Origin of the sequence: Amycolatopsis nalaikhensis, assembly GCF_030264295.1 — a bacterium.
Lineage (GTDB): Bacteria > Actinomycetota > Actinomycetes > Mycobacteriales > Pseudonocardiaceae > Amycolatopsis > Amycolatopsis nalaikhensis.
On record NZ_CP127173.1, the window covers coordinates 3,294,162 to 3,319,425 of the forward strand.

A 25,264-nucleotide genomic window follows, 5' to 3' on the forward strand; every position below is an offset into this window, starting at 1 on the left:
GGGGACTCACAGCAACCCGACAGCTGGCCCACAGACTCGCCGAACCATGACAGGAGTTGTCATGGTTCGGCGCGAACGTGGTCGCCATGAGCACACTCAACGGAAAGGTCGCCCTGGTCGCGGGCGGCACGCGCGGCGCGAGCCGGGCGATCGCGGTCGAACTGGGCCGAGCGGGCGCGTTCGTGTACGTCACCGGGCGCACGACGCGCGCCGGGCGGTCCGAAGTGGACCGTCCGGAGACGATCGAGGAGACGGCCGAGCTGATCGAGAAGGCGGGTGGCCAGGCGGAGGCGATCCGCGTCGACCACCTGGTCCCGGCCGAGGTTTCGGCGCTGGCCGCCCGGGTCGGGCAGCTCGACATCCTGGTGGACGGCCTGTGGGGCGGCGACAAGCACCTCGGCTGGGGCAAGCCGGTGTGGGAGCACGATCTGGAGGCGGGGTTGCGCATGATCCGCCTCGGCATCGACGCGCACCTGATCACCAGCCACTTCCTCCTGCCGGCGTTGATCAAGCGGCCGGGCGGGCTGCTGGTCGAGCTGACCGACGGAACGGCCGAGTACAACGCGAAGTACCGCGAGGGGACTTCGCTGCCGTTCTACCTCGCGAAGGCGTCGGCGCACTTGCTGGCGATCGGGGAGGCGGCCGAGCTGGCGGCGCATTCCTGCACGGCGGTGGCGTTCACGCCGGGGTACCTGCGGTCGGAGATGATGCTGGACATCTACGGCGTGACGGAGGACAACTGGCGCGACGCGTGCGAGCGGGTGCCGCACTTCGCGATTTCGGAGACGCCGACGTTCTGCGGGCGCACGGTGGTGGCGCTGGCCTCGGACCCGGAGCGGGCGCGGTGGTCCGGCCAGACGGTGAGCAGCGGGCAGCTGGCGAAGGAGTACGGGGTCGACGACGTGGACGGCAGTCGCCCGGACGCGTGGCGGTACATGGTGGAGGTGGCCGACGCGGGCAAACCGGCGGACGTCACCGGCTACCGCTGAGCATTGCGGGCGGCCAGCTCCGCGCCGACGCGCGCCAAGGACGCCCGCAACCGAAGGGGCTCCAGCACCTCCACCCCCGGGCTGAGCGCCACCAGCTGGCCGAGGCCGATCTCGTCGTCTTCCAGGGCGAGTTCGGCCTCGGCCCAGCCGTCGGAGTCCGGCTGGCCCAGCGATACCACCGTGTCCGCCAGGTGCTCGCCCCCGAACACGCGGCGCAGCTCGCGCACCGCCGTCCGGTTGAGCCGGGCCCGCACTCGCAGCGGCCGCGCGACCTGCTCGAACGTCGCCGACGACTCCCGCCACCACTGCGCCAGGTCGAAATCCGGTGGTCGCGAGAACGCGGAGTCGAGCTGCTCCACCGAGAGGATCCGCGACACGCGATACGTCCGTAAGGCGTCGTCGGGCACCACCCGCGCGACCAGGTACCAAACGCCCGCCTTGAGCACGAGCCCCAGCGGCTCCAGCTCCCGCGAAGCCACCTTGTCCCGGCGCCGGTACGTCACCGAGAGCCGCCGCTGTCCCCACACCGCGCGGGCGACCGCGGCCAGCGCGGGCGGCTCGTCAGCCGAGCCGAACCAGCCCGGCGCATCGAGGTGGAACCGCCCGGCGACCAGCGCCGCGTGTTCGCGCAGCTCGGCGGGCATCCCGGCGGACACCTTCGCCCGCGCCGCGCTGCCCGCGGTGTCCAACCCGAGCCCCGCGAGCGCGGAGGGCACCCCCAGCGCGAACAGCGCGACGGCCTCACGCGCGGTGAGGCCGTCGAGTCCCGCCCGCCAGCCGTCGACCAGGCGGAAGCCGCCGTGGCGGCCCTGCTCCGTCCACAGTGGAACGCCCGCGTCGCGCAGCGCCGCCAGGTCGCGGTGCATCGTGCGCTCGGAGACGCCCAGTTCCGACGCGAGCTCGGCGGCGGTCGCGCTGCGTCGCCGTTGCAGCGTGAACAGCAGCGCGACCAGCCGCTCGGCTTTCACCGGTTGGCGCGGTTCACCGCCGAGACGACGGCGCGCAGCGACGCCGTCACGATCGACGGGTCGATGCCGATGCCCCAGAACACCCGGTCCGAGATCGCGCACTCGATGTACGACGCCGCGCGCGCGTCGTCGCCCGGCGAGAGCGTGTGCTCGCTGTAGTCCAGCAGGCGCAGGTCGAACCCGACCGTCGACAGCGCGTCGAAGAACGCCGCGATCGGGCCGTTGCCGCTGCCGGTGACCTCGTGCTCGTCACCTTCGACGCGAACCGTCGCGGTGATGTCGTACTCGCCGTCGCCGTTGTCGCGGACGTGCTGGCGGACCAGCTCCAGCGGCGTCTTCAGCTCCAGGTACTCGGCCGCGAAGGCGTTCCACATCGTCGTCGGGTCGACCTCGCCGCCCTCGGAGTCGGTGTAGCGCTGGATGACCTTCGAGAACTCGATCTGCAGGCGCCGCGGCAGGTCGAGCTGGTGCTCGGCCTTCATGATGTAGGCGACGCCGCCCTTGCCCGACTGCGAGTTCACCCGGATCACGGCCTCGTACGTGCGGCCGACGTCCTTCGGGTCGATCGGCAGGTACGGGACCTCCCACGGGTACTCGTCGACCGGGACGCCCTGCTTGTCGGCGGCGTCCTTCAGCGCGTCGAGGCCCTTGTTGATCGCGTCCTGGTGGCTGCCCGAGAACGCCGTGAACACCAGATCGCCGCCCCACGGCGAGCGCTCGGGTACCGGCAGCTGGTTGCAGTACTCGACCGTCCGCTTGATCTCGTCCATGTCGGAGAAGTCGATCTGCGGGTCGATGCCCTGGCTGTAGAGGTTCATGCCCAGCGCGACCAGGTCGACGTTGCCGGTGCGCTCGCCGTTGCCGAACAGGCAGCCTTCGATCCGGTCCGCCCCGGCCTGGTAGCCCAGCTCGGCGGCGGCGATGCCGGTGCCGCGGTCGTTGTGCGGGTGCAGCGACAGGATCACCGAGTCGCGACGGGCCAGGTTGCGGCTCATCCACTCGATCGAGTCGGCGTAGACGTTCGGCGTCGCCATCTCGACGGTCGCCGGCAGGTTCAGGATCACCGGCTTCTCCGGCGTCGGCTGCCAGATGTCGGTGACGGCGTTGCAGACCTCGAGCGCGTACGACAGCTCGGTGCCGGTGTAGGACTCCGGCGAGTACTGGAACCGGAAGTCCGTGTCGGGCTGCTTGGCGGCCAGGTCGACGACCATTTCGGCGCCCTGCGTCGCGATCTTCTTGATGCCCTCGCGCTCCTCGCGGAAGACGACGCGGCGCTGCAGGATCGACGTCGAGTTGTAGATGTGGACGATCGCGCGCGGCGCGCCTTCGAGGGCCTGGAAGGTCCGCTCGATCAGCTCGGGACGGCACTGGGTCAGCACCTGGATGCTGACGTCGTCCGGGATGGCGCCCTCGTCGATGATCTCGCGGACGAAGTCGAAGTCCGTCTGCGACGCCGCCGGGAAGCCGACCTCGATCTCCTTGTAGCCCATGCGGACCAGCAGGTCGAAGAACTTCCGCTTGCGCGCGGGCGACATCGGGTCGATCAGGGCCTGGTTGCCGTCCCGCAGGTCGACGGCGCACCACAGCGGCGCGCGGTCGATGCGCTTGGTCGGCCAGGTGCGGTCGGGCAGGTCGATGTTCTCGACCAGGTCGTACCACGGGCGGTAGCGGTGCACCGGCATGGACGTGCCGCGCTGGGTGTTCCAAACGGGCTGGTCAGCGGGCGCCGGGCGAGAGGGCTTGCGGATCTTGCTCATGGGATTGGGGGTGTCTCCAGATCGACGGGTGCGACCGGCACCACGAAGCCCCGCGACGGGGAGCCGGTCCGGTCAGGCCCCGTCGCGGCAGCGAAGCAGGAGAGCACGCGCCACGACCCCACCATAACCACGGAACGCCGCGTGAGGGAAGCCGGGCCGCGATTGAACTGTTACTTCGGGTCGGCCAATCGTGTTACCAGCGGGTAGCAATCGGTCCAGTCCCGTGCGAAACTGCGGACATGGCTGAGCACGCAGAGTCGTCGGAGGAGACGGAGACCCGGGTCTCCCGTTCCCGCCGGGCCGCCGTCGACTGGCGCCAGACGCGGGGGCGCGTGGCCTCGGTGCTGGCGACGATCGTCCGCTGGGTCGGACTGGTCTTCGCGGCGCTGCTGGTGATCCACGTGATCTTCGTGGTGGGCTCGGCCAACCCGGACAACGGCATCGTGTCGTTCGTCCGTTCTTGGGCGGACGCGCTGGCGCTGGGCTTCAGTGACCTGTTCACGCCCAGTGACGAGAAGCTGCGGGTGCTGGTGAACTACGGCATCGCGGCGATCTTCTGGCTCGTCGTGTCGGGGATTCTCGCCAAGATCATCCGCCGGGTGGGCGGCCCTTCCTGAGCACGATCGGCGCGGGGGCGTAACGCACCGTCGCGGCCAGGCGACTTCAGCACGCCGGAAGGGGTGCTGACCATGTCCGTTTCACAGCCTGCCGCGACCACGCCGAGCGCGGTCGCCCGCGTCGGAAGCCGCTGGTACTTCGTCGTCACGATCGCCACGGTCGGGCTTTTCGCGTGGGTCCCGTTCGTGCACGCCGCCGTCCGCCTCGGGCGGAAGTCCCTGTACGCGCGGGCCGCCGCGTTCGGGGCGGCCGCGGCGGTCATGGGTGTGCTGCTCTCGCTGGCCCCGAAGGACGCCGCGGGCAAGGCAGTCGGCACGACCGGAGACGTGCTGACCTCGATCGCCACCATCCTGGGCCTCGTCGTCGTCGCGGTCGCCTGCGTCCAGCAGGTCAAGCTGCGCCGCGAGGTCCTCGGGCTGGCACCGGCCGAACGCCCCGGCGGAGCCGACCCGGCCCTGGCCGCCGCGCTCGCCGCGCGGGAACGCCGTGCCGAAGCCCGGAAGCTCGTCGCCACCGACCCGCTCCTCGCCCGCGATCTCCGGATCGGCCGCCCGGACCTGCCGCGGAACTACGACGACGGCGGCCTCGTCGACCTCAACAACGCGCCGGCGGCCGACATCGCGTCGGTTTGCGGGCTCGACGCCGACACCGCCGAAGCCATCGTCGACATCCGGACGACCGTGGGTGGGCTCGCCGCCGTGGACGACGTCAGCACGTTGGTGCCCTTCGCCGCCTTGGCTCGGGTGCGTGACCGGGCCGTGGTCCTGCCGAGCTAGAGCGCCGCCTTGCCCCACTGGCCGGTGAACGCGAACTCCTCCAGCGGCAGCCGCACCCGCTCCGACTTCTCGCGCTCGATCCGCCAGTCCTCCTCCAGCACCTCCGGCGACGCGGGCGACCCGACTGCGATGGCCACCTTCGGCACCGCGTCGTCCGGCAGCGAGAATGCCGAGCGCACCGCGTCCGGCGAAAACCCTGCCATCTGGTGTGCGATCAGCCCCAGCTCCACCGCCTGCAGCACGAGGTTCTCCGAAGCGAGCCCGAGCCCGTACTCCGCGTAAGGCACGTCGCCCTTCTCGTTCGTCGTCACCATCACGCCGATCAGCAGCAGGCTCGCCCGGTGGGCCCACGCCTGGTTGCCCGAATTCAAGGCGCTCAAGATCGCGTCGAACGACGGGGTCCCGCGCACGCCCACCAGGTAGCGCGCCGGCTGGGTGTTGCCGAACGACGGGGCCCAGCGGGCCGCCTCCAGCAGGGCTCTCACCTGCTCCGGCGTGACCGCGGCCGACTCGTCGTACGCCCGCGGGCTCCAGCGTTCGGCCATCAGGTTCGCGATCGGGACGCTCGTCACAGCTGGTTTCCGCACGATCAAGACCATACCCAGGCGTGCGCTGCATCACTCGGAAGGAAGGGCTTCGCGCATTTCGTTGGTGTTACGGAAGATTTACTTCCGAACGACCCCCGGCACACCCCCGCCCCACGTCAAGAGGGTGGCGGGCCGCTGAAGCCCCGGTAGGCTCTTCACAAACATGGGACGCGGGGGCTCTCCGGTGCCCACCAGGGAGCCGCCCGGCCCGTCGAGGAGGTTCGGGCGTGGCCCTCGTGGTCCAGAAGTACGGCGGATCGTCGCTGGAAAGTGCCGACCGGATCAAGCGCGTCGCGGAACGCATCGTCGCCACCAAGAAGGCCGGCAACGACGTCGTCGTCGTGTGCTCGGCGATGGGTGACACCACCGACGAGCTGCTCGACCTGGCGCAGCAGGTCAACCCGGCGCCGCCGGAGCGGGAGATGGACATGCTGCTCACCGCCGGTGAGCGCATCTCGAACGCGCTGGTCGCCATGGCGATCTCGGCCCAGGGTGCCGAGGCCTGGTCGTTCACCGGTTCGCAGGCGGGCGTCGTCACGACGTCGGTGCACGGCAACGCGCGCATCATCGACGTCACCCCGAGCCGCGTCACCGAGGCGCTCGAGCAGGGCTACATCGCGCTCGTGGCGGGCTTCCAGGGCGTCGCGCAGGACACCAAGGACATCACCACGCTGGGCCGCGGCGGCTCGGACACCACCGCCGTCGCGCTGGCCGCCGCGCTCAACGCCGACGTCTGCGAGATCTACTCCGATGTGGACGGTGTGTACTCCGCCGACCCGCGGATCGTGCCGGACGCGCGCAAGCTCGACACCATCCCGTACGAGGAGATGCTGGAGCTGGCCGCGAGCGGGTCGAAGATCCTGCACCTGCGTTCGGTCGAGTACGCGCGCCGCTACGGCGTGCCGATCCGAGTCCGCTCTTCCTACAGTGACAAGCCGGGCACCACCGTGACCGGTTCTATCGAGGAGATCCCCGTGGAACAAGCCCTGATCACCGGTGTGGCGCACGACCGCTCCGAGGCCAAGATCACGGTCACCGGGGTGCCGGACCACGCCGGCGCCGCGGCCCGGATCTTCCGCGTGATCGCCGACGCCGAGATCGACATCGACATGGTGCTGCAGAACGTGTCCAGCACCGTCTCCGGCCGCACGGACATCACGTTCACGCTGTCGAAGGCCAACGGCGCCAAGGCGGTCAAGGAGCTGGAGAAGGTCAAGGCGGAGATCGGCTTCGAGTCGGTGCTCTACGACGACCACGTCGGCAAGGTGTCGCTGGTCGGCGCCGGGATGCGCTCGCACCCGGGTGTCACGGCGACGTTCTGCGAAGCGCTGGCCCAGGCCGGCGTCAACATCGAAATCATCAACACCTCGGAGATCCGCATCTCGGTGCTGATCCGGGACGCGCAGCTCGACGACGCCGTGCGCGCGATCCACGAGGCGTTCGAACTCGGCGGCGACGAAGAAGCCGTCGTCTACGCGGGGAGTGGTCGCTGATGGCGGACGGGCTGCGGATCGGGGTGGTCGGCGCGACCGGCCAGGTCGGTGCGGTGATGCGCAAGCTGCTGGTGGAGCGCGAGTTCCCGGTCGCGGAGATGCGGTACTTCGCGTCGGCGCGCTCGGCGGGCTCGAAGCTGCCTTGGCGCGACACCGAAATCACGGTCGAGGACGCGGCGACGGCGGATCCGTCCGGTTTGGACATCGCGCTGTTCTCGGCGGGTGGTTCGACGTCGAAGGCGCAGGCGCCGCGGTTCGCCGCGGCCGGGGTCACGGTGATCGACAACTCCTCGGCGTTCCGGATGGACCCGGACGTGCCGCTGGTGGTCAGCGAGGTCAACCCGGAGGCCATCAAGGAGGCGCGCAAGGGGATCATCGCGAACCCCAACTGCACCACCATGGCCGCGATGCCGGTGCTGAAGCCGCTGCACGACGAGGCCGGGCTGGTCCGGCTGGTGGCGTCGACGTACCAGGCGGTGTCCGGGAGCGGGCTGGCCGGGGTCGACGAGCTGGCGGGCCAGGTCAAGGCGGCCGCCGAGCACGCGTCGCTGCTGACCCACGACGGCGCGGCGATCGAGTTCCCCAAGCCGGAGAAGTACGTCCGCCCGATCGCGTTCAACGTCCTCCCGATGGCAGGGTCCATTGTGGACGACGGCGAGCTCGAGACGGACGAGGAGAAGAAGTTCCGCAACGAGAGCCGCAAGATCCTGAGCATCCCGGGCCTCGGCGTTTCGTGCACCTGCGTGCGCGTGCCGGTGTTCTCGGGGCACTCGATCTCGGTGAACGCGGAGTTCGAGCGGGCCCTGACGGTCGAGCGCGCGACGGAGCTGCTGACGCACGCGCCGGGCGTCGAGCTGTCGGAGGTCCCGACCCCGCTGCAGGCGGCGGGCAACGACCCGAGCTACGTCGGCCGCATCCGCGTGGACCAGGGCGTCGAAGGCGGGCGCGGGCTGGCGCTGTTCATCTCGAACGACAACCTGCGCAAGGGTGCCGCGCTCAACACCGTGCAGCTCGCGGAGCTGGTGGCGCAGCAGCTCTGAGCCGAGCCGAAACCGCCCCGGTCCCCACGCGCGGGACCGGGGCGGTTTTCACTTCTTCTTCGGCCGGGTCCGCATCGGTGGCAGGCCGAACGCCGCCCGGAACTCCGGTTGCTGCACGGGCCGCATCACGGCCAGCATCAGCAAGCCCCACGCGACCAGCCCGGCGGGTGCGCCCGACGAGATGCTCGACTCCTCGAAGAACGTCGCGATCAACCCGATGAGCAGCATCGCCGCGAACGCGGTTTCGAGCCCCATGATCGTGAAGACGACCTTGCGCTCGCGCCGGCCCAGCCGCACGGCGCACACCACGAGGACCACCATCAGCACCGCGTTCACCGACACGAACACCAGCGGCCAGCCGATGTCGCCGAGATCGTCCACTGTCGTGGCCAGGTACCAGACGAGGCCCGCGATCACCAGGTAGAGCACGGCCTGGGCGGCGATCGCCAGGCGCATGGTGCGGATCCCGCGCCGGACTTCCCGGTCCGCGTTCGCACCGGACACGGGCATGGGCTGATACGACATGACGGGACCGGCCTTTCGGATACCTGAGACGACCGGTCAAGAGGACCATAGGTGTCGCGGGACCCCTCCCGCGGACCCGGAAAACCCGTTGTCGCGCCCGGCCCGCCAGGGGATCCTGAGCCCGCGAGCGAGTTCAGGGGAGGAAATCATGTACACCGCCGTCGACGGCGCCCGTGTTCCGATCCGGATGTGGGCGGATCCCGCGTCCGTCGAGGACCAGGCCATGCGGCAGCTGCACAACGTCGCGAACCTGCCGTGGGTGCACGGCGTCGCCGTCATGCCCGATGTCCACTACGGCAAGGGCGCCACCGTCGGCAGCGTCATCGCGATGCGCGACGCCGTCTCGCCCGCCGCCGTCGGGGTCGACATCGGGTGCGGCATGAGCGCCGTCCGGACGTCGCTCACCGCGAGCGACCTGCCCGACGACCTCGGGAAGCTGCGGCGGCGCATCGAATCCGCCGTGCCCGTGGGCTTCGGGCTGCACAAGACGCCCGTGAACCCCGCCAAGGTGCACGGCGTCGGCGGCTGGGACGCCTTCTGGCGTGGCTTCAGCGACCTGCACCCCGGTGTCCAGGAGCTGCACGACCGGGCCGCGCGGCAGATCGGGAGCCTCGGCGGCGGGAACCACTTCATCGAGGTCTGCCTCGACCAGGCCGACGGCCGGGTCTGGCTGATGCTGCACTCGGGTTCGCGCAACATCGGCAAGGAACTCGCGGAGCGGCACATGGCCGTCGCGCGGAAGCTGCCGCACAACGCCGACCTGCCGGACCGGGACCTCGCCGTCTTCGTCGCCGGGACGCCCGAGATGGCGGCGTACCGGCGTGACCTCTTCTGGGCGCAGGACTACGCGGCGCGCAACCGCGCCACGATGGTCGCGCTCGTGAAGCAGGCGCTGAAGGACGTCGTCCCGCAGACCACCTTCGACGACGCCATTTCCTGCCACCACAACTACGTCGCGGAGGAGACCTACGACGGCGTCGAGCTGCTCGTCACCCGGAAGGGCGCGATCCGCGCCGGATCGGGTGATCTCGGGATCATCCCGGGCAGCATGGGGACCGGTTCGTACATCGTGCGCGGGCTCGGCAACGCGTCCTCCTTCCAGTCCGCGTCGCACGGCGCCGGGCGGCGGATGTCGCGCAGCAAGGCCAAGAAGCTGTTCACCGCCGACGACCTCGCGGCGCAGACGGCGGGCGTCGAGTGCCGCAAGGACTCGGGGGTCGTCGACGAGATCCCGGCCGCGTACAAGGACATCGATTCGGTGATCCGCGCGCAGACGGACCTGGTCGAGGTCGTGGCGCACCTCAAGCAGGTGGTCTGCGTCAAGGGCTGAGGCGGTACGTTGGCGCCATGACGAGGCGGGGAACGACGGCCGCGCTGCTGGCGGCGGCCGGGCTGCTGCTGGCCGGCTGCGACCAGGTGAGCAACGCGGTCGACCAGGGCAGCAAGACGGCGGACAAGGTCTCCGCGTGCACCGAGGCGCTCGGGCTCGCGGACCTGAACCCGCTGGTCGACCCGGCGACGCTGAAGGCGCGCGCCGAGGACAAGGAGAAGCGGCTGCGCGAGCTCGCCGGGAACGTACAGGACCAGGACGTGAAGAACGCGCTGCTCGGCATGGCCGACTCCTACGTCGAGGTGCAGAAGGAACGCATCCAGGACGCCGGGGTCGTGGCCCAGTGGGTGCAGCGCAACGTCAAGAAGCTCGACACCCTGCGCGCGGCCTGCGGCGGCTGACCGCTCGTGAGTGTTTAGGGCGGTTCTAACCGCCCTAAACACTCACGACGGGCCGCGGCAGACCTGTCAGCTTTCGGCCATGGCCGGGACCGGCTCCGCGGCCGGTGCCGGGGCGTGGCGGCGCAGCAAGCCCGCCGACGCGATCACCAGGCCGCCGAGCCCGGCCGCGACGAAACCCCACGCCGGGCTCGAGTGGTCGATCGCGAAGCCGACCACCGGGCTGCCCAGCGCCAGCCCGAGCCGGGTGGCCGCGTCCTGCAGCCCCATCGCCTCGCCACGGACGCGCGGCGGCGCGATCCGGCTGACTGTCTCGGTCGTCGCCGCGAGCGTCGGCGCGCAGACCAGGTTCGTCGGGATCAGCACCAGCATCAGCAGCCACCACGGCTGGTCGGCCAGCCCGACCGGCACCACCAGCAGTGCGAGCAGCAGCATCAGCACGCCCTGCGGCAGCGACCGCCGCACGGCGCCGTGCACGATGCCGCCGAGGATCGACGCCGCGCACATCACCGCGATGACCAGCCCGGTCACGCCGATGTCGCCGTTCGCGCGCAGGGCCGCCAGCGTCGCCAGTTCGGTGCCGACGAGCACGAACAACGCGCCGCCGGCGACCAGCAGCGTGGCCACCAGCTGCCAGGTCAGCCAGGTGCGCAGCTTCGGCCGGGCGACGTCCTCGGCCGGGTCGCGCTCTTCGCGGATCGGCGGGTCGACCAGCCAGATCAGGAACGCCGTGCCGCCGAACAGCACGCCGAGCGCGGTGAGCGTGAACGTCGGCGACAGTGTCGTGATCGCCGCGATCCCGATCGCCGGGCCGATCATGAACGTCGCTTCGATCGAGATCGTGTCGAGCGAGTACGCCGCGCGTCGTTCCTCGACCGGCACCAGCGCGGCCAGGACCTGCCGGGCCAGCGAGCCCGCCGGCACCGAGAGCATCCCTGCCGGGACGGCGACCGCGGCGAGCGCCTCGAAGGGCAGGTGCGGTGAGGCGACCCAGAAGGCCGTGGTGCCGATCCCGCAGACGGCGACGACCGGGCGCAGCCCGTACCGGTCGAAGCAGCGGCCGAGCAAGGGCGCGCCGAGGGCCATCCCGAGCGTGACACCGGCGCCGACCAGGCCGGCGGCCCCGTAGCCGCGGCCGAGCCCGGTGACGATGTACAGCGTCATGAGGACGCCGTTCATGGTCATCGGCAGCCGGGCCAGGAACATCATGGCCATCGTCGACGGGACGCGGGGGACGGACAGCACCCGGCGGTAAGGCTGCAGAGGCACGTCCTCGATGAGACCCCAAGGTGGTACGCGCGTGCAACTTGTTTCCCGTCACCGGCACCCTGGCGCCGGAAAATTCTGAGAGCTACTATCATTTGGTAGTCACTCTCAATTGGGGGTCGCCATGACTCAGCTCTATCCGCGCAGGTGGTGGGCGCTCGGCGCGCTCGCGGTGAGCCTGCTGACCGTCGGTCTCGACCTGACCGTCCTCAACGTCGCCGTGCCGACGCTCGCCGTCGACCTCGGCGCCACGACCACGCAGCTGCAGTGGTTCGGCAACGCCTACACGCTGGCGCTGGCCGCCCTCCTGCTGCCGGCGGGCCTGCTGGGCGACCGGTTCGGCCCGAAGAAGCTGCTGCTCGGCGCGCTCGCCGTGTTCGGGCTGGCCTCGCTGTGGTGCGCCTACGCCGGATCGCCCGGCGAACTGATCGCCGCCAGGGCCGGGCTCGGCGTCGGCGCCGCGTTCCTCATCCCGCTCTCGCTCTCGCTGCTCAACGTCCTGTTCCCGCCGGAAGAGCGGGCGAAGGCGCTGACGACGTGGGTGATGGCGACGTTCGTCGGCATTCCGCTCGGGCCGCTGCTCGGCGGCTGGCTGCTGGACCATTTCGCGTGGGGTTCGGTGTTCCTGATCAACGTCCCGCTGACCGCGGTCGGCGTGCTCGCGGTGCTGTTCCTGGTCCCGCTGACGCGTGGTTCGGGCCGCGGCGCGATCGACTTCACGGGCATCGCGCTCTCGGCGGCCGGGCTGGTCGCGGTGACCTACGGGTTCGTCAACGCCGGCGAACACGGCTGGGCCGACCCGGTCACCTACGGCCTGATCGCGCTCGGCGTCGCGCTGCTCGCGGTGTTCTGCTGGGCCCAGACGCGGGTGGCCGCGCCGCTGACCGACCTCGCGTTGTTCCGCGAGCCGCGGTTCGTCTGGGGCGCGGTGCTCGCCACGATGGCGTCCTTCGCGCTGATGGGCCTGTTGTTCGTGCTGCCGCAGCTGTTCCAGGCCGTGCAGGGCGCCGACGCGCTGCAGACCGGCGTGCGGCTGCTGCCGCTGATCGGCGGGATGCTGGCCTCGGCGAAGATCGCCGAACGGCTGGTCGCCGCGATCGGCGTGCGCCTGGTCGTCACCGGCGGGTTCGTGCTGCTCGCGGCCGGGCTGGCCTGGGGCGCGACGACCACGCCGTCGGACGGCTACGGCGGCACGATCGGCTGGGAGGCGGTCATCGGCCTGGGCACCGGCTGCACCCTGCCGCCGCTGATGGCGATGGCCATGGGGGCGCTCACCGAAGGTCGCTCAGGCGCCGGCTCGGCGTTGATCCAGGTGCTGCGCCAGGTCGGCGGCACCATCGGCGTCGCGGTGCTGGGCACCGTGCTCAACGGCGTCTACCGCGACGGCGTCGCCACGGCGAACCTGCCGGGGCCGGTGGCCGACGCGGTGCGCGGCAGTGCCTCGGCAGCCGTCGCCGTCGCGGCGAAGCTGCACCTGCCCGCGCTCGCCGACTCCGCGCGGACGGCGTTCACCGACGGCATGGCGGCGACGCTGCTGGTCTGCGCCGGGCTCGGCGTGGCCGGGGCCCTGCTCGCGCTGCTGTTCCTGCCCGGGCGACCGGCCGGTGGGACGCAGCCGCGAGAATCGGCGCATGACGTCGTCGCCAGCTGAGCCGGCCGGGTTGCGGGAGCGGAAGAAGGCCAAGACGCGGGCCGCGATCCAGCGGCACGCGTTGCGGCTGTTCCACGAGCAGGGCTACAGCGCCACGACGGTCGACCAGATCGCGGCCGCGGCGGAGATCTCGCCCAGCACCTTCTTCCGGTACTTCCCGACGAAGGAGGCGACGGTCCTCTACGACCCGTTCGACCCGGTGCTCATCGCGGCCGCGCTCGCGCAGCCCGCCGAGCTGAGCCCGATCGGCGCGCTGCGGGCCACTGTGGACACCATTCGCGAGCAGGTCGCCGGCGAGGAGTGGGAACGTGAACGCCAGCGGCAGATGCTGGTGTTCCGGGAGCCGGAGCTGCGCACCGCGGTGATGGACAAGTTCGCCGAGGGCATCGACGTGCTGGCCGACCTGGCCGCGCGGCGCACCGGACGGGCGGCGGACGACTTCGAGGTCCGCAACTGGGCCGGGGCGGTGGTCGGCGTGGTGATGGCCGCCTTCCTCGGCGCCGCGGCGGATCCCGAAGCCGACACCCTGGTGGTCCTCGACCGGGCGGTCGCGCACCTCGAGGCCGGCCTGCCGCTCTGAGCTTTTCGCGGAATTGATTTCGCATTTCCGCGTTCACCACGGCGGAACCTTGTGGGTGGCGGTGCGAGCGTGGGGGACGCCCCGTCTGGAGCAGTCGCGACACGCGGTCCGACGGAGTGATGAAGCTAAACGATCACCGTTTACACCTGTGTGAGTGACCAAGACGTTCCATAGTGGACGGCTGCTACCTGCGGTGATGATCCGGATCGGTCAGGATGATCTTCAGGGGGACGGGCAAGGTTTCGACGTTAATCAATTGCGGGCAAGTTCGCTGCCTCCGCATCCGGCACGTAAGGGTTAGAAAACTTCCCCAACCGGTGATCGGGTGGCTTATCTCCGATACGGCGGGTATCGATTTAACCCGTCAGGTCTCCCGAGGCCAGGAGGTAAGGAATGAAAGGCAAGTTCGGGCGATCCATCGCCCTGGTAGCCGCGAGCAGTCTGCTGGCGGTCGGAATGGCGGGGATCGCGTCGGCGAGCCCGGACGGGGGCAAGGGTTCCTCCAGCACCCAGGCCCTCGCCGCCAACGTCCTGCAAATGCGTGACGACCTGACCAAGGTGGCCTACGCGGGCAACGTCGGCGCCACGCGGGCCGACCTGGACCGGCTGAGCCCGGTGCTCGCGGACATCGCGGCGGGGAAGCGCTACACGATCCAGACCGACACGCAGCAGCTCGCCGGCCTGGCCAAGGGCCGCGCCGACGAGTCGACCCGGCTGCTGGCCGACCCGAAGGCGACGCCGCGGCAGCTGCCGCCGCTCCCGCTGCCGCCCATCCCGGACCTGCCCGGCCCGCTGAAGATCGTCAGCGACCTGCTGAAGGCCCTGCTGGGCGCCGTCACCGGCATCCTGGGCGGCCTGCTCGGCGCCGTGCCGGTGCCGCCGCTGCCGGTACCACCCCTGCCGGTTCCAGGTTCGTAGTCCGGCCATCGAAAACAGGGGGGCCCGGAGCCCGGCTCGCGGACATTTCTCCGCGCCGGGCTCCGGGTTCGTTTGTCAGTCCTTCTTGGACAGACCGACCCGCAGCGCGCCCGCCATCTCGGCGAGCGCCTCGCGGAACCGGGTGCCGACCCCGGTGAAGTTGATGAACCCGTGGATCAGGTCGTCGTGCCGCCGCAGCGCCACGTCGACCCCGGCCTCCGCGAGCTTCTGCGCGTACGCCTCGCCTTCGTCGCGAAGCGGGTCGAAGCCCGCCGTGACGACCAGTGCCGGCGGCAGGCCGCTCAGGTCGTCGGCGCGCAACGGCGAGAGCCGCGGGTCTTCGAGGTCCGTGCCCTCCGGCACGTAGTGGCCCTCGAACCACTTCATGTGCACGTCGGTCAGGAACAGGTCTTCGGCGAACAGGTCCTGCGAGCGGTAGCGCTTCGCGAAGTCCGTCGCCGGGTAGATCAGCAGCTGGAAAGCCGGCGCCGGGCCACCGCGCCGGACGGCCTGCTGCGCGGTCACAGCGGCGAGGTTGCCGCCCGCGCTGTCCCCGCCGACGGCGATCCGCGCCGGGTCGGCGCCGAGGTCGCTCGCTTTCGCGACCGCGTACTCGAATGCCGCGAGCGCGTCTTCGGTGGCCGCCGGGAACGGGAACTCCGGCGCCAGCCGGTACTCGATGGACAGCACCCGCACCCCAGCGTGCTTGGCCAGGAACCGGACGGCGTTGTCGTGGCTGGCGCGGGTGCCGATCACCCAGCCACCGCCGTGGAAGAACACCAGCAGCGGCGACTTCTCGGGCAGCCCGACGGGCGTGTAGAGCGTCGCCGGGAGATCGCCATCGGGTGTCGGCACGGCGATCTCCCGCACCGAGACGGGCTCGATCGGCTTGCCGCTGACCAGGTGCCTGCCCTGGTCAAGCAGGGCGCGCGACTGTTCGACCGAGCCGCGGACGAGCTCGGCGCGCGCGATCTTCTGGAGCCGCAGCAGCAGCTGGGCGTCGAGCGCGAGGTCCTGGCCGTCGATGCGCACCGGACGGCCCGCGGCCAGCCGCCGCACCGGGGTGGGCAGCCAGAACGCCAGCTGGGACGCGGCCGCCTGGACACGGATCGGGAGCGGGATCGCCATGGTTCCTCCTGAGCGTCGGTGCCGCCCAGGACGTTACTTGTCAGTAGGTAACAGGTCCAGCGGGGAGGGTGTCCAGCTCGTGGGCCAGGGGCCCGTCGGTAACCGTCAATTTCCTCCCTTGAGGGAACTGATCACTTTGGCTGCGACGGTTTGGGCAGCCTGGCAGGGATCTGCCTTACCCACCTTCGCGCGCGTCTGGGTCACGGTCAGGTCGACTGTTGCGTGATCGCTGGTGCCGATGGCCACGGAACAGACTCCCTGGGAACGGAGGTCCGACGTCCCGTAGACGACGGCGGGGAAGCCGTCGATCGGCGCGAGGGGCTCGAACAGCTTGTAGTTCGTTCCCCGTGCGCGGTAGACACCCGTCAGTCCGAGGTTGTCGTCAGGCGGCGAAAAGATGACGTGGACGCTGGCACCCGAGCCGTCGGCCGGATCCCAGCCGCAGGTGGGACCCGCAGGTGCGTTGAGGTCCGGTTTCGGTGTCACAGGTCCGCCGAACACTTCGGTCACCTGGGAATCGGTCAACGCGGAACACGGTTCCGAGGCGAACCGTGCGGTGTCGATCGGTGACTCCACCTCGGGAACGCCCGGACCGGGTACGTCCGCGCTCGTACCGGATGTCTCGGCCGAACTGGGCGTGTTGACGGGAGAAGCCGTGCCCGACGTCTCCGGCGAACACGCCGAAAGAACGAGAGACCCGACGCAGGCCAAGAGCAGGACACGGCGCACTAGAGGATGCCTTTCGTGGTGTTGCCGACTTCGGTGGCGTGGGTTTCATCGGCAGTCGCGTACTTGCCCAGCGCGGCGACGAACTTGTCGGCCATCGCGTCGCAGTAGTTCGCCCGCTGCACCAGGGTTTCGGCCAACGCGTTGCCCGAGGCTCGGATCAGCTCGGCGTTACCGCCGCTGGCGTACTCCAGACCCGGTCCTCGGTGTCACCGGCTGTTGCGGTGCCCGGTGTGTCCCCGGGTCGTACACCGGTGGCTGCCCCTCAGGCATCGCTCACCGCCGTTGTCGTCATCAGCTCTCCCCTAGCCTCGCAGTGTGCTCCACCCCGGGCACCCTGCGTATCCGACGAATCGCAGATTACCAGCGTTCCCACCCGGACCAGGGAGAACGAAGACCGCGGCCTCGTTCAGGTGAGCTGCCGCGGTTCGCCGGGCAGGGCTGCTGTGACCAGGACCTCGGTCCCAGAGTCTGGTCCTCCAGTTAACTAGAGGGGTTAGCCTGGAAGGCGTGACTTCAGCCAGGACGGTCAACGTGCTCGGGATCGGCGGCTCTCTGCGCGAGGGCTCGCAGTCCGAGCGCGCGCTGCAGATCGCGCTCGCCGGCGCGGCTGAAGCCGGTGTCCGCACGCGGATGCTCACCGGGCCCGAGCTGGTGCTGCCCTTCTACGACGCCGGTGAGCCGGATCGCGACGAACGCGCGAAGCGGCTCGTCGAAGCCGTCCGGGAGGCTGACGGGCTCATCGTCGTCTCGCCCGGCTACCACGGTGCCCTGTCCGGCCTGGTCAAGAACGCCCTGGACTACGTCGAGGACCTGCGTGACGACCCCCGTCCCTACCTCGACGGCCGCGCGGTTGGTCTCGCCGCCGTCGCCTATGGCTGGCAGGCCGCGGTCACCACGCTCGAACAGCTCCGCACGATCACGCACGCGCTGCGCGGCTGGGCCACCCCACTGGGTGGTTCGATCAACTCCGCCGAGACGAAGTTCGACGACGCCGGCGGCGCGTCCGACCTGAAGAGCGTTCGCACCCTGCGCCTGATCGGGCGGCAGGTGGCCGAATTCGCCGTGACGCGCACCGCATGAAGTTTCGCCGAAGTCGCTCCGGGTAACCGTTCGGAGTGATGCCTGCCATGTGGGGGCACTGTTCCGCGGCTGCGGAATGTTGTGCTCAGTGAGACGCTCGCTGTGGAGCGTCCGGAACCGAAGGCAGGCAGAGCATGGGGCAGGCGATCTACACGGCGGTGGCGACGGCGCGCGGTGACGGCCGCAACGGCGAGGTGACCTCGTCCGACGGCGTCATCGACGAGTCGCTGGCCATCCCGAAGGAGATGGGCGGCCCCGGCGGGGACAAGACCAACCCCGAACAGCTCTTCGCCGCGGGCTACTCCGCGTGCTTCCACAGCGCGCTGCAGCTGGTCGCCCGCCAGGCCAAGGTGCCGCTGAACGGCTCGACCGTCACCGCGGAGGTCAGCGTGCTCAAGCAGGAGGTCGGGTTCGGCCTCGGCGTCGCGCTGAACGTCTCCCTGCCGGGCCTCGAGCAGGCCCAGGCCGACCAGCTCGTCGAGCAGGCCCACCAGGTCTGCCCGTACTCCAACGCGACCCGCGGCAACATCGAGGTCGCCCTCTCCGCCACCGTCTGACCGCCCCGCCACTGAGGAAAGGAACACCAGAGATGAGCACCTCTCCGATCAAGAGCCCGCTGTCCGAGGCCGACAAGGAGATCACCGGCAACGCCCTGCAGGCGACGCTGGTCGACCTGGTCGACCTCTCCCTCATCGCGAAGCAGGCGCACTGGAACGTCGTCGGCCCGAACTTCCGCAGCGCGCACCTGCAGCTCGACGAGCTCGTCAACACCGCGCGCCAGTACGTCGACGAGGTCGCCGAGCGCGCCAACGCCATCGGCATCTCGCCGAACGGCAAGGCGAAGACCGTCGTCGAGAAGCTCGGGCGTGCCCGAGTACCCCGACAACTGGCAGTCCGTGGAGTCCACGGTCGCCGCGATCGTCGACATCCTCGCCGCGCTCATCGAGCGGCTGCGCCAGCGCATCGACGAGACCGACAAGAGCGACCTCGTGACGCAGGACCTGCTGATCGAGATCACCCGCGCGCTCGAAGAGGCGCACTGGATGTGGCAGGCCCAGCAGGCTTGATTTTTCGCGCGAAAGGGGTCGTTCCGGACGGGACGGCCCCTTTCGCGTTGCCGGGCTCAGTACGTTCGGTGGCATGGTCTTGCATCAGGGGAAAGCCGACCGCCCGGACCGCGCCGGCGGCACGAATCCGATGTACGCCGGGGCGAACCCGGCGCTGGCGGCGAGCTTCGTCATGCCGCACGACAAGCTGCGCGACGACCCGCTGCCGCCGGACACCGCCCTGCAGCTGGTGCGCGACGAGCTGATGCTCGACGGCAACGCGCGGCTCAACCTCGCCACGTTCGTCACGACGTGGATGGAGCCGCAGGCGCGCGAGCTGATGGCCGAGTGCGTCGACAAGAACATGATCGACAAGGACGAGTACCCGCAGACGGCTGAGCTCGAGCGCCGCTGCGTGAACATCCTCGCCGACCTGTGGCACGCGCCGGACCCCACGGACGTCATGGGCTGCTCGACGACCGGGTCGTCGGAGGCCTGCATGCTCGCCGGGATGGCGTTGAAGCGGCGCTGGTCCCGCCTCGGCCGGAGCGGGAAGCCGAACCTCGTGATGGGCGCGAACGTCCAGGTTTGCTGGGAAAAGTTCTGCGAGTACTGGGAAGTCGAGCCGCGGCTGGTCCCGATGGAGGGCGACCGGTACCACCTCGGCCCCGAAGAGGCGGTGGCGCGCTGTGACGAGAACACGATCGGCGTGGTCGCGATCCTCGGCTCGACGTTCGACGGCAGCTACGAGCCGGTCGCGGAGATCGCGGCGGCGCTGGACGCCCTGCAGGAGCGCTCCGGCTGGGACATCCCGGTGCACGTCGACGGCGCGTCGGGCGCCATGATCGCGCCCTTCCTCGACGAGGACCTGGAGTGGGACTTCCGGCTGCCGCGGGTGGCGTCGATCAACACGTCGGGCCACAAGTACGGGCTCGTGTACCCGGGCGTCGGCTGGGTGCTCTGGCGAGACCAGGCCGCGCTGCCGTCCGAGCTGGTGTTCAACGTGAACTACCTGGGCGGCGACATGCCGACGTTCGCGCTGAACTTCTCCCGCCCGGGCGCGGAGGTCGCGGCCCAGTACTACACGTTCGTGCGTCTCGGCCGCGAAGGGTTCCGCGCGGTGCACCAGGCTTCACGAGACGTCGCGACGCACCTTTCGTCCGGTATCGAGGCGCTCGGGCCCTTCTCGTTGCTGACCCGCGGGGACCAGCTGCCGGTGTTCGCGTTCACGACAGGCGCGGACGCGGGCTTCGACGTCTTCGACGTGTCCCGGCGGCTGCGCGAGCGGGGCTGGCTGGTGCCCGCGTACACGTTCCCGGAGAACCGGACGGACCTGGCCGTGCTGCGGATCGTCGTCCGCAACGGCTTCACGCACGACTTGGCGGACCTGCTGCTGGCCGACCTCGCGCGGGTGTTGCCGGAGTTGGAGAAGGAGGGCGGCCGCCCGAAGGACCCGGCAAAGGCGACCGCGTTCCACCACTAGTGCCAGGACTTGGCGCGGGCGTACTGGTCGGGCCAGCGCACGTCGGCGTCGAGGACGTTCGCCGCGCGCAGCGGCCAGTGCGGGTCCCGCAGCAGCGCGCGGGCGAGGAACACGACGTCGGCCTGGTCGTTCGCGACGATCTCCTCGGCCTGGTGCGGATCTGTGATCATGCCGACGGCGCCGGTCGGGAGGCCGGTTTCGGCGCGGATCCGCTCGGCGAACGGGACTTGGTAGCCGGGGCCGACCGGGATGTCCGGGTTGGGGGTGTTCCCGCCGCTCGAGGTGTCGATGAGGTCGATGCCGCGCTCGGCGAGGAGCTTCGCCAGGCGGACGGACTCGTCGAGGGTCCAGCCGCCCTCGGTCCAGTCGGTGGCGCTCAGGCGGGCGAAGAGGGGAACGTTCGTGCGGGCCCGGACCGCGTCGGCGATCTCGAGCGCGAGCCGGGTGCGGCCCTCGAAGTCGCCGCCGTAGCGGTCGGTGCGGGAGTTCGACAGCGGGGAGAGGAACTGGTGCACGAGGTAGCCGTGCGCGAAGTGCAGTTCGAGGACGTCGAAGCCGACGCCGACCGCTCGTTCCGCCGCGTCCGCGAAGGCCGCGGGGAGGGCGCTGACCTCGTCGGTGGTGAGGGGCCGCGCCGGGGCGTAGGTGCCGAAGGGCTGGGCATCGGCGCCGACGCTCTGCCAGCCGCCGTCTTCGGGCGGCACGCTGCCGGGGCCTTCCCACGGCCGCCGCGTCGAGCCTTTGCGCCCGGCGTGGGCGAGCTGCATGCCGATGGCGGTGCCCTGGCCGTGCACGAAGCCGACGATCTTCTTCCACGCCTCGGCGTGGGCGTCGGACCAGATGCCGGTGTCCTGCGGGCTGATCCGGCCTTCGGGGGTCACGGCCGTCGCTTCGGTCATGACGAGCCCGGCGCCACCGGTGGCGAACTGGCCGAGGTGCACGAGGTGCCAATCGCCGGGCAGGCCGTCGACGGCGGAGTACTGGCACATCGGCGACACCCAGGCGCGGTTCGGCAGGGTGAGGCCGCGGACGGTGATCGGGCTGAAGAGTCGGCTCACGTCTGGATCAACGACACGTGCCCGGCGTCTCTTCCCACCCCGGCCCCAAGCGCCCCAATGTGGCCTTCGGTGCGTCAGACGCACCGAAGGCCGCCTTGGGTGCGTCTGACGCAACCAAGGCCACATTGGGGCGCTTACGTGCTTGGCGTCTCTTCCCGTCGCCACCTGCGCTACCGGCGGGTAACCTCGGCTCCATGGGTGTCGCTGCTGACGAACGCCAGGCGTTGAGCTCGCTCTTCGAAGACCTCGGGCCCGACGCGCCCACTCTCTGCGAAGGCTGGACCACGCGGGACCTCGCCGCGCACCTCGTCGTGCGCGAACACCGGCCCGACGCCGCGCCCGGGATCCTCGTACCCGCGCTCGCCGGGTACACGCAGAAGGTCCAGGACCGCTACGCCGCCAAGCCGTGGGCGAGTCTCGTCCAGCAGGTCCGGAACGGCCCGGCGAAGTTCTGGCCCACCGCCATCGGCCCGCTCGACGAGCTGACCAACACCGCCGAGTTCCTCGTCCACCACGAAGACGTCCGGCGCGCGCAGCCCGGCTGGGCGCCGCGGCCCGCCGATCCCACCCGGGACGCCGCCGCCTGGCGGTCGGCGAAGCAGGCCGCGAAGCTGAACCTCCGCAAGGCGCCCGTCGGCGTCACCCTCAGGACGAACACCGGGCAGGAGGCCGCCGTCAAGACCGGGCCCGATCCGGTGACCATCGTCGGGGAGCCGGTGGACCTGCTGTTGTTCGTCTTCGGCCGCGACGCCGTCCACCTCGACTTCGAAGGCGACGCCGCCGCCGTCACGAAGCTGCAGTCGGTGAGCCGCGGCCTCTAAGCTGCGCGGCATGCCGATGATCAGCGTTGCCATGTTCCCGGGGCGCACCCCCGCCCAGAAGAGCGCTTTGGTCCGGGAGCTGACCGACGCGTTCATCCGCACCTGCGGCGGCAAGCCCGAAGGCGTCCAGGTGACGCTCGTCGAGATCGGCGCCGACCACTGGGCCACCGGCGGCGTCCTGCACTCCGACCGCTGAGCCGCCGGGAGACCGTCCGGCCTCCCGGCGGGTGCGTCAGCGCAGGCCGAGGGCTCGCAGCGCGAAGTGGACCTCGATCGACGTCTGCTTGATCGTCTCCGCGATCACCAGCGAGCCGTGGCCCGCGTCGTAGCGGTAGAACTCGTGGTGCAGGTCGCGGCCGGCGAGCCGGTCGAGGTAGTTCTCGATCTGGCGGATCGGGCAGCGCGGGTCGTTGTCGCCGGCCAGCACGAGCACCGGCGCCGTCACCGCGTCGACGTACGTGATCGGCGAGCACTCGCGGTACACCGCGGGCACCTCCTCCGGCGAGCCGCCGAAGAGCGCGCGGTCGAACGAGCGCAGCTGCTCCATCTCGTCCTCGTACGCCGCGATGTAGTCGGCCACGGGCACGCCCGCGACGCCCGCCGCCCAGCGCGTCGGCTGGGTGCCGAGCGCGAGCAGGGACAGGTAGCCGCCCCAGGACGCGCCGTTCACGACGCACTTCGCCGGGTCACTGAGTCCACTTTGGACGGCCCAGTCGTGCACCGACGCGACGTCCTCCAGCTCGGTCAGCCCCGGCCGGCCCTCGATCGCGTCGCGCCAGGCCGAGCCGTAGCCGGTCGAGCCGCGGTAGTTGACCTCGACCACCGCGAACCCGGCGTCGAGCCAGGTCGCCCGGTACGCCGAGAAGCGGTCCTCGTCGGCGGCGTGCGGGCCGCCGTGCAGGGAGAACACCGTCGGCAGCGGGCCCTCCGGCGCGCCCGACGGCCGCGAGACCAGCGCGTGGATCCGCCCGCCGACGCCTTCGACGAACGCGTCGGTCACCGGTTCCGACCCCGGCGCCCGCTCACCCGGCGGCTCGAGCAGCACCGAGTCGGCGCCGTCGGCCGTGCGCGCGCGGACCGCGGCGGGCTCGGCGGCGCTGGACCACGAGTACTCGACCGTGCCGTCCGGACGGACGCCCGCGCCGCCGATCCGCCCGGCCGGAGTGTCCACTGAGGACAACTCGGCCGTGTCGAGGTCGTAGCGGTACAACGAACTGCGGCCTTCGTGGAAGTGGACGACGAGCAGGGCGCGCGCGTCCGGGTACCAGCCCGCGACGACCTCGCCGGGCAGGTCGAGCTCGATCTCCGTTTCGGTGTCGGCGCGGACGTCCCAGACGAGCAGCTCCTCGCGGCCCCGGCGTTCGTGCAGCACCAGCAGGCGCTGATCGCCGGGCAGCGGGGAGAACTCGAGCGCGGACAGGCCCTTGCCCTCGCCGTCCCACTTCTCCGCGACCGTCCCGAACCCGTCGGTCGCCAGCACCCGCAGCGCGGGGTGGCGCGAGTCGCCGTGTTCGGAGTGCGAGATCGCGATCAGGGTCTCGTCGCGGGAGAGCGACGCGATGCCCGCGTCGTCCGGGTGGCTGTAGAAGCGGTGCGTCTCGCCGCCGATCCGGGCGAACAGCTCGCTGCCGTCGTCGGTCGAGATGCCGACGGCGACGAGCTTCGCGCCGATCTCCAGCCCGGCCGGGTAGCCGTCGTGGACGTCCGGGACGGCTTTCTCCGGCTTGCTGCCCTCGGTCGCGGCGAACGGCTCGCGCACCCACGAGCCGAACTCGTCGCCGTCGGTGTCGTCGAACCACCAGATCCACTCGCCGTCGGGCGACGGCGTCGCGTGCAGGGTGCCGTTGGGCCGGTCGGTGACGCGGCGGTGCTCGTCCGTCGCGCGGTTCCAGGCGTACACCTCCCAGACCCCGCTGGCGTTCGAGACGTAGACGTTGGCGTCGGGGGCGTCGCGGGCCCACTCGGGGGTGGAGATGCGCGGGGCGTGGAAGCGGGCGCGCCAGCGGTTCTCGGCTTCGGCGTCGTCGAACAGCCGGTCCGGGACCACCGCGGGCGGATATTGGTTCGCTGACTGCGTGCTCACCCCTCGATCCTGCCACCTTCTGGCCGTACTGTGTGCGGGGTGCTGGAGGGTTACGCGCCGGGCTACGGGCGAGACGTGGTTTCCATGCTGTCCGCGCGCACGGCCGCGGAGCGCGCGACGTTCGCGCAGTCCCTGTTCGGGCCGGGGATGTGGGTGGTCGACCTCGGCTGCGGACCCGGCTCGATCACGCTGGGACTGGCGGCGGAGTCCCGGGTGACGGGCGTCGACCGCGACGCGGGACAGCTGGCGCAGGCGCGCGCGGCCGCCCGCCGCGCCGGAAGGTCCACAGTGGACTTCGTGGTGGCGTCGGCGTACGACCTGCCGTTCGCCTCCGGCAGCGTGGATGTGGCGTTTTCGCACGCGTTGTTCGAGCACTTGTCCCGTCCGCTGGACGCCTTGGCCGAACTGCGCCGGGTGCTGAGACCCGGTGGCAAGCTGGCGCTGTCCACTTCGGACTGGAGCAAGGCCCGCCTCCGCCCGAAGACGGCGAACGTCGACGCGGCGCTGAGAGGCCACCACCTGCTGCGCCGCCGCGCGGGCGGCGACCCGTTCGCGGGCGGCAAGACGGCCGAGCTCTGCGCGGCGGCGGGCTTCACGGAGGTGGTCGCGCGGGCCCGCTACCGCTCGGACATGACCTACCGCGACCTGGCGAAGTACGTGGAGACGCGGCTGGAAGAGGCGATCGCGGAGCCGGGCCGGGACCGCGACCAGCTGGCGAGCGCGGCGCGTTCGGCGTGGACGTGGGCGAGAAGCGGTGACGGCGACTTCAGCCAGTGCTGGGTCGAGGTGACGGCGACCCGCTGAAACCAGAAGAGCCGGTGTCCGAGGACACCGGCTCTTGCTCGTCGGGGTGGCGGGATTTGAACCCACGACCTCCTCGACCCGAACGAGGCACGCTACCAAGCTGCGCCACACCCCGAGGTACTGCTTAACGGGTCGT

The 25,264-nt window shown here is 70.8% G+C and carries 26 protein-coding genes, 1 tRNA gene and 1 pseudogene; 17 read left to right on the forward strand and 11 right to left on the reverse strand.

Annotated elements, in window-relative coordinates; translation table 11 throughout:
• Nucleotides 1–86 precede the first annotated feature (86 nt).
• Nucleotides 87–989: an SDR family oxidoreductase gene (locus tag QP939_RS16350; RefSeq protein WP_285457633.1), complete on the forward strand. Its 903-nt coding sequence runs from the start codon at nt 87–89 to the stop codon at nt 987–989.
• Here QP939_RS16350 and QP939_RS16355 read toward each other — a convergent pair.
• On the reverse strand, nt 980–1,957 hold the full coding sequence (locus QP939_RS16355) for a helix-turn-helix transcriptional regulator (RefSeq protein ID WP_285457634.1): 978 nt from the start codon (nt 1,955–1,957) through the stop codon (nt 980–982). The two genes, QP939_RS16350 and QP939_RS16355, sit on opposite strands and share 10 nt — an antisense overlap.
• On the reverse strand, nt 1,954–3,714 hold the full coding sequence (gene leuA, locus QP939_RS16360; RefSeq protein WP_285457635.1) for a 2-isopropylmalate synthase: 1,761 nt from the start codon (nt 3,712–3,714) through the stop codon (nt 1,954–1,956). The genes QP939_RS16355 and leuA overlap by 4 nt, the downstream gene beginning before the upstream one ends.
• Before the next feature lie 239 nt (nt 3,715–3,953).
• On the opposite strand from leuA, the gene QP939_RS16365 reads away from it, so the two are divergent.
• Both QP939_RS16365 and QP939_RS16370 read left to right on the forward strand, forming a co-directional pair.
• On the forward strand, nt 3,954–4,331 hold the full coding sequence (locus QP939_RS16365) for a hypothetical protein (protein WP_285457636.1): 378 nt from the start codon (nt 3,954–3,956) through the stop codon (nt 4,329–4,331).
• 72 nt (nt 4,332–4,403) lie between these two features.
• A complete protein-coding gene (locus QP939_RS16370) occupies nt 4,404–5,108 on the forward strand; it encodes a ComEA family DNA-binding protein (protein WP_285457637.1) in 705 nt (234 codons plus the stop codon).
• Here QP939_RS16370 and QP939_RS16375 read toward each other — a convergent pair.
• Nucleotides 5,105–5,695, reverse strand: coding sequence for a nitroreductase family protein (locus QP939_RS16375; RefSeq protein ID WP_285457638.1), 591 nt, complete (start codon nt 5,693–5,695; stop codon nt 5,105–5,107). The two genes, QP939_RS16370 and QP939_RS16375, sit on opposite strands and share 4 nt — an antisense overlap.
• Before the next feature lie 227 nt (nt 5,696–5,922).
• Here QP939_RS16375 and QP939_RS16380 point away from each other — a divergent pair, with 227 nt between their 5' ends.
• Complete coding sequence (locus QP939_RS16380; protein WP_285457639.1) at nt 5,923–7,188, forward strand: aspartate kinase; 1,266 nt, start codon at nt 5,923–5,925, stop codon at nt 7,186–7,188.
• On the forward strand, nt 7,188–8,228 hold the full coding sequence (locus tag QP939_RS16385; protein WP_285457640.1) for an aspartate-semialdehyde dehydrogenase: 1,041 nt from the start codon (nt 7,188–7,190) through the stop codon (nt 8,226–8,228). Before QP939_RS16380 ends, QP939_RS16385 begins: the two co-directional genes overlap by 1 nt.
• 48 nt (nt 8,229–8,276) lie before the next feature.
• Here QP939_RS16385 and QP939_RS16390 read toward each other — a convergent pair whose 3' ends face one another.
• Nucleotides 8,277–8,738, reverse strand: a complete 462-nt coding sequence (locus tag QP939_RS16390; RefSeq protein ID WP_285457641.1) for a hypothetical protein — start codon at nt 8,736–8,738, stop codon at nt 8,277–8,279.
• A gap of 163 nt (nt 8,739–8,901) precedes the next feature.
• Between QP939_RS16390 and QP939_RS16395 the strand changes: the two genes are divergently transcribed.
• Nucleotides 8,902–10,083, forward strand: coding sequence for an RtcB family protein (locus tag QP939_RS16395; protein WP_285457642.1), 1,182 nt, complete (start codon nt 8,902–8,904; stop codon nt 10,081–10,083).
• Nucleotides 10,084–10,100: 17 nt separating this feature from the next.
• Entirely contained in the window at nt 10,101–10,484 is a 384-nt protein-coding gene (locus QP939_RS16400) for a DUF8711 family protein (RefSeq protein WP_285457643.1), read from the forward strand.
• Between the two features lie 66 nt (nt 10,485–10,550).
• Here the strand turns inward: QP939_RS16400 and QP939_RS16405 are convergent, their stop codons facing one another.
• On the reverse strand, nt 10,551–11,687 hold the full coding sequence (locus tag QP939_RS16405; protein ID WP_285459763.1) for an MFS transporter: 1,137 nt from the start codon (nt 11,685–11,687) through the stop codon (nt 10,551–10,553).
• Nucleotides 11,688–11,871: 184 nt separating this feature from the next.
• Here QP939_RS16405 and QP939_RS16410 point away from each other — a divergent pair, with 184 nt between their 5' ends.
• The 3 genes from QP939_RS16410 (at nt 11,872) to QP939_RS16420 (ending at nt 14,896) form a co-directional block, all read left to right on the forward strand.
• Nucleotides 11,872–13,398 carry a DHA2 family efflux MFS transporter permease subunit gene (locus QP939_RS16410; protein WP_285457644.1) on the forward strand — a complete coding sequence of 509 codons (1,527 nt, stop codon included), beginning with the start codon at nt 11,872–11,874 and terminating at the stop codon, nt 13,396–13,398.
• Nucleotides 13,379–13,978, forward strand: coding sequence for an acyl-CoA-like ligand-binding transcription factor (locus tag QP939_RS16415; RefSeq protein ID WP_285457645.1), 600 nt, complete (start codon nt 13,379–13,381; stop codon nt 13,976–13,978). The genes QP939_RS16410 and QP939_RS16415 overlap by 20 nt, the downstream gene beginning before the upstream one ends.
• A 393-nt stretch (nt 13,979–14,371) precedes the next feature.
• Nucleotides 14,372–14,896 (forward strand): hypothetical protein, encoded by a 525-nt coding sequence (locus tag QP939_RS16420; RefSeq protein ID WP_285457646.1) that lies wholly within the window; start codon nt 14,372–14,374, stop codon nt 14,894–14,896.
• A 75-nt stretch (nt 14,897–14,971) separates the two neighbouring features.
• On the opposite strand, the gene QP939_RS16425 is transcribed toward QP939_RS16420, so the two are convergent.
• The 3 genes from QP939_RS16425 to QP939_RS16435 all read right to left on the reverse strand — a co-directional run bounded on the left by QP939_RS16425 (nt 14,972) and on the right by QP939_RS16435 (nt 16,890).
• Nucleotides 14,972–16,024: an alpha/beta hydrolase gene (locus tag QP939_RS16425; RefSeq protein WP_285457647.1), complete on the reverse strand. Its 1,053-nt coding sequence runs from the start codon at nt 16,022–16,024 to the stop codon at nt 14,972–14,974.
• A gap of 105 nt (nt 16,025–16,129) precedes the next feature.
• Complete coding sequence (locus tag QP939_RS16430) at nt 16,130–16,753, reverse strand: DUF3558 domain-containing protein (protein ID WP_285457648.1); 624 nt, start codon at nt 16,751–16,753, stop codon at nt 16,130–16,132.
• Nucleotides 16,753–16,890 carry a hypothetical protein gene (locus QP939_RS16435; RefSeq protein ID WP_285457649.1) on the reverse strand — a complete coding sequence of 46 codons (138 nt, stop codon included), beginning with the start codon at nt 16,888–16,890 and terminating at the stop codon, nt 16,753–16,755. Before QP939_RS16435 ends, QP939_RS16430 begins: the two co-directional genes overlap by 1 nt.
• Before the next feature lie 370 nt (nt 16,891–17,260).
• Between QP939_RS16435 and QP939_RS16440 the strand changes: the two genes are divergently transcribed.
• The 4 genes and pseudogenes from QP939_RS16440 to gad all read left to right on the forward strand — a co-directional run bounded on the left by QP939_RS16440 (nt 17,261) and on the right by gad (nt 20,362).
• A complete protein-coding gene (locus tag QP939_RS16440) occupies nt 17,261–17,833 on the forward strand; it encodes an NADPH-dependent FMN reductase (RefSeq protein WP_285457650.1) in 573 nt (190 codons plus the stop codon).
• A 134-nt stretch (nt 17,834–17,967) separates the two neighbouring features.
• A complete protein-coding gene (locus QP939_RS16445; protein WP_285457651.1) occupies nt 17,968–18,390 on the forward strand; it encodes an organic hydroperoxide resistance protein in 423 nt (140 codons plus the stop codon).
• Between the two features lie 32 nt (nt 18,391–18,422).
• Nucleotides 18,423–18,900: pseudogene (locus tag QP939_RS16450) on the forward strand (Dps family protein).
• 73 nt (nt 18,901–18,973) lie between these two features.
• Entirely contained in the window at nt 18,974–20,362 is a 1,389-nt protein-coding gene (gene gad / locus QP939_RS16455) for a glutamate decarboxylase (protein WP_285457652.1), read from the forward strand.
• Here gad and QP939_RS16460 read toward each other — a convergent pair.
• A complete protein-coding gene (locus tag QP939_RS16460) occupies nt 20,359–21,420 on the reverse strand; it encodes an NADH:flavin oxidoreductase/NADH oxidase (protein ID WP_285457653.1) in 1,062 nt (353 codons plus the stop codon). The two genes, gad and QP939_RS16460, sit on opposite strands and share 4 nt — an antisense overlap.
• 194 nt (nt 21,421–21,614) lie before the next feature.
• On the opposite strand from QP939_RS16460, the gene QP939_RS16465 reads away from it, so the two are divergent.
• The gene (locus QP939_RS16465) at nt 21,615–22,241 is read left to right on the forward strand and encodes a TIGR03085 family metal-binding protein (protein ID WP_285457655.1); all 627 of its coding nucleotides are present in this window, start codon (nt 21,615–21,617) and stop codon (nt 22,239–22,241) included.
• Between the two features lie 10 nt (nt 22,242–22,251).
• Nucleotides 22,252–22,437 carry a tautomerase family protein gene (locus QP939_RS16470; RefSeq protein WP_086679218.1) on the forward strand — a complete coding sequence of 62 codons (186 nt, stop codon included), beginning with the start codon at nt 22,252–22,254 and terminating at the stop codon, nt 22,435–22,437.
• Nucleotides 22,438–22,473: 36 nt separating this feature from the next.
• Here QP939_RS16470 and QP939_RS16475 read toward each other — a convergent pair whose 3' ends face one another.
• The gene (locus QP939_RS16475) at nt 22,474–24,324 is read right to left on the reverse strand and encodes a prolyl oligopeptidase family serine peptidase (protein ID WP_285457656.1); all 1,851 of its coding nucleotides are present in this window, start codon (nt 24,322–24,324) and stop codon (nt 22,474–22,476) included.
• A gap of 39 nt (nt 24,325–24,363) precedes the next feature.
• Here QP939_RS16475 and QP939_RS16480 point away from each other — a divergent pair, with 39 nt between their 5' ends.
• Entirely contained in the window at nt 24,364–25,128 is a 765-nt protein-coding gene (locus QP939_RS16480; RefSeq protein WP_285457657.1) for a class I SAM-dependent methyltransferase, read from the forward strand.
• 41 nt (nt 25,129–25,169) lie between these two features.
• On the opposite strand, the gene QP939_RS16485 is transcribed toward QP939_RS16480, so the two are convergent.
• Nucleotides 25,170–25,243 (reverse strand) — tRNA-Pro (locus tag QP939_RS16485).
• Nucleotides 25,244–25,264: the final 21 nt, after the last annotated feature.